2 protein-coding genes and 1 pseudogene are annotated in these 2,816 nt (G+C 57.4%); 1 reads left to right on the plus strand and 2 read right to left on the minus strand.

Features of this window, described 5'->3' with window-relative positions:
• Together FD37_RS02720 and FD37_RS02725 are read right to left on the minus strand one after the other, a co-directional pair.
• Window positions 1-222: pseudogene (locus FD37_RS02720) on the minus strand (ammonia-dependent NAD(+) synthetase); the annotation flags it as partial.
• A 32-nt stretch (window positions 223-254) separates the two neighbouring features.
• On the minus strand, window positions 255-1,721 hold the full coding sequence (locus FD37_RS02725) for a nicotinate phosphoribosyltransferase (RefSeq protein ID WP_045806973.1): 1,467 nt from the start codon (window positions 1,719-1,721) through the stop codon (window positions 255-257).
• 166 nt (window positions 1,722-1,887) lie between these two features.
• Between FD37_RS02725 and FD37_RS02730 the strand changes: the two genes are divergently transcribed.
• Complete coding sequence (locus FD37_RS02730; protein ID WP_056963266.1) at window positions 1,888-2,622, plus strand: WecB/TagA/CpsF family glycosyltransferase; 735 nt, start codon at window positions 1,888-1,890, stop codon at window positions 2,620-2,622.
• The last annotated feature ends 194 nt before the right edge of the window (window positions 2,623-2,816 follow it).

Raw genomic sequence — 2,816 nt, forward strand, 5'->3', positions numbered from 1 at the left:
CTTGCCGGTCTCGCGCCGAAGTTCCGTGACGGCCTGTTCGGCCAGGGCCCCGGCTAACGTCGAATCCTGTCCGCCGGAGATACCCAGAACCAGGGTCTTCAAGAAGCTGTATTGACGCAGGTAGTCCTTTAAAAAGTCGACGCTGCGGCGAATCTCCGTTTCTGGATCGATGGTCGGCTGCACCTTGAGTGCCTCGATGATTTCTCGTTGTTTCTCACGCATGGTAGTGCCCCCTCGTAAACGTTACCGAAAACCTATTCCGGCATCTTCTGTACAAAATTGTGAATCTCCTTGATGATGGCCATCTTCTGGTCCCAGCAGGCCTGCGACAGGTCGACCGGGTACTTCTGCGGATTCAAGTCCCGCTTGTACTCTGGCCAGAGGTTGGCCAAAGCGCCGCGGCAACGGTCCCGCACGGCGGACAGGGCCGGCAACTTGTAGACCAGTTGGCCGTCCTCAAAGATCGACCGCAACAGGGGCCGCGCGATGAAGTCCGTCACGGTCTTGTTGATGTAGGTAAAGCTGGGGTGGAACATGAAGAGACTCTCGTAGTTGCGAGGGTCCTCACTGGCCAGCGCCACGTAATCCCCTTCGGTCTTGCCGTCGGTCTTCTTCGTGATCCGCCAAACCTGCTTCTTGCCGGGCGTCGTGACCTTCTCGGCGTTGTTCGACAGCTTGATGGTCGGCTGCATCTGACCGTGGTTGTCCTCGATGGAGACCATCTTGTAGACGGCGCCCAGGGCGGGTTGGTCAAAGGCAGTGATCAGCTTGGTGCCGATGCCCCAGACGTCGATCTTGGCGTCCTGCATCTTCAAACTCTGAATCGTCTTTTCGTCCAGGTCGTTCGAGGCAAAGATCTTGGCGTTCGGGAAGCCCGCTTCGTCTAACTTTTGCCGAACCCGCTTCGACAGGTAGGCCATGTCACCGGAATCGATGCGGACCCCCTGGAAGTTGATCTTGTCGCCCATTTCCTTGGCGACCTTGATGGCGTTCGGCACCCCACTGCGCAACGTGTCGTAGGTGTCGACCAGGAAGACGCAGTCGTGGTGAGTCTCGGCGTAGGCCTTGAAGGCGGAGTAATCGTCGCCGTAGGTCTGCACCAGCGCGTGGGCGTGGGTCCCGCTGATGGGAATCCCAAATAGCTTACCGGCCCGCACGTTGGACGTCGCGTCAAAACCGCCGATGTAGGCGGCCCGAGTGCCCCAGATGGCGGCATCGAATTCCTGCGCCCGCCGCGTCCCGAATTCCATCAGCGCGTCGTCCCCGGCCACGGAGCGAATCCGCGCGGCCTTGGTCGCAATCAACGTTTGGTAGTTCAGGATATTTAAGATGGCGGTTTCGACCAGTTGACAGTCCGCTAACGGCCCCTCAACCTGTAAAATGGGTTCATGGGCGTAGACCAATTCCCCTTCCACGGCCGACCGTAGCGAGCCGGTGAACTTGAAGTTGGCCAGATAATCGAGGAATTCCTCGGAATAATCTTCGGCTTCTCGTAAGTAATCAATATCGGTTTGGGAAAAGTGTAAATTTTGGATATAATGGACAACGTGCTCTAAGCCCGCGAAGACGGCATACCCGTTCTTGAACGGCATATCCCGGAAAAAGACTTCGAAGACGGCGCGTTTGTTGGCGATGCCCTCTTCAAAGTACGTCTGGATCATATTGATCTGATAGGCATCCGTGTGCAGAGTGTAACTGTCATCAGGATACAAAGTTGTCATAATTCTCTACTCCCTTAGCGATTCTTCAAGCTGAACGTGAGCCAGGCTTTTTAGCCCTAGTAATCCTTTACATTTTAGCATGAAACGGCTGATTCAGCCTACTATTTCGTAATTCAAGTCTGGCGGAATCCCCGATTCTTCCAGGCATCGAAAGGAGCCTTCCGCTATGCAAACCACATTTCCGACCGTCACGGTGCTGGCCATCCCCTTCGTCAACACCACGGCGGCGACCTTATTAAGTCACCTCCAAAACCGTATCGATCAGCACCAAAATACCTTCGTGGTCACGGCCAATCCCGAGATCGTGATGTACGCCCACCAGCACGCGGACTACCGCCGGCTGATTCAGAGGGCCGACTACATCACCCCGGACGGCGTCGGCATCCTCGACGGCGCCAAGATCTTAGGCCAACCGCTGGCTGAACGGATCACCGGCTTCGACACCCTCCAAGCCCTGCTGTCCTGGGGCAACGCCCACCACAAATCGGCCTACTTCGTGGGGGCCAAGCCCGAGGTCATCGATTTCCTGCGGGACATCCTGCCGGACCGTTACCCGGACCTCGACATCGTGGGGCTGCGCGACGGGTACTTCCAAAACGACCAGGACGTGGTCGCCGACATTGAGGCCCAGCAACCCGACATGGTCTTCGCCGCCCTGGGCTTTCCCAAGCAGGAGCGCTTCATCGCCAACTACCGGCACGTGACCCACGGCCTGTGGATGGGCGTCGGGGGCAGCTTCGACGTGCTGGCAGGAACGGTGGTCCGGGCACCCGCGTTTTGGCAGAAACACCACCTGGAGTGGTTCTACCGCACGGTCAAGGACCCCAAGCGCCTCAAGCGTATCGCCGTCATCCCCCACTACCTCAAGCTGGTCCGGCAACAGGCAAAACAGCAGAAATAATCTTGCTTAGCGTCGGCTTTATTAGATAGTCGATACCCACGCTACGCTCCGGCGAGCAAGATGGCCGAGGTAGACACGAGCTCCTCACGAACCCGTGAAGGACTCAACGTGCATCTTTCTGTAACCCAGGGATGCGTCCTGCTCGTTAAAACCGGCGAAACTAGCCGATGGCAGTCATCCGGCTAGTTCGTCTT

This window comes from Levilactobacillus spicheri DSM 15429 (assembly GCF_001435095.1).
In the GTDB taxonomy this organism is placed as follows: Bacteria; Bacillota; Bacilli; order Lactobacillales; family Lactobacillaceae; genus Levilactobacillus; species Levilactobacillus spicheri.

Bases quoted from the DNA above. Each gene is read 5' to 3' on its own strand.
- FD37_RS02725 (WP_045806973.1), bottom strand. From the start codon at position 1,721: ATGACAACTTTGTATCCTGATGACAGTTACACTCTGCACACGGATGCC.
- FD37_RS02730 (WP_056963266.1), top strand. From the start codon at position 1,888: ATGCAAACCACATTTCCGACCGTCACGGTGCTGGCCATCCCCTTCGTC.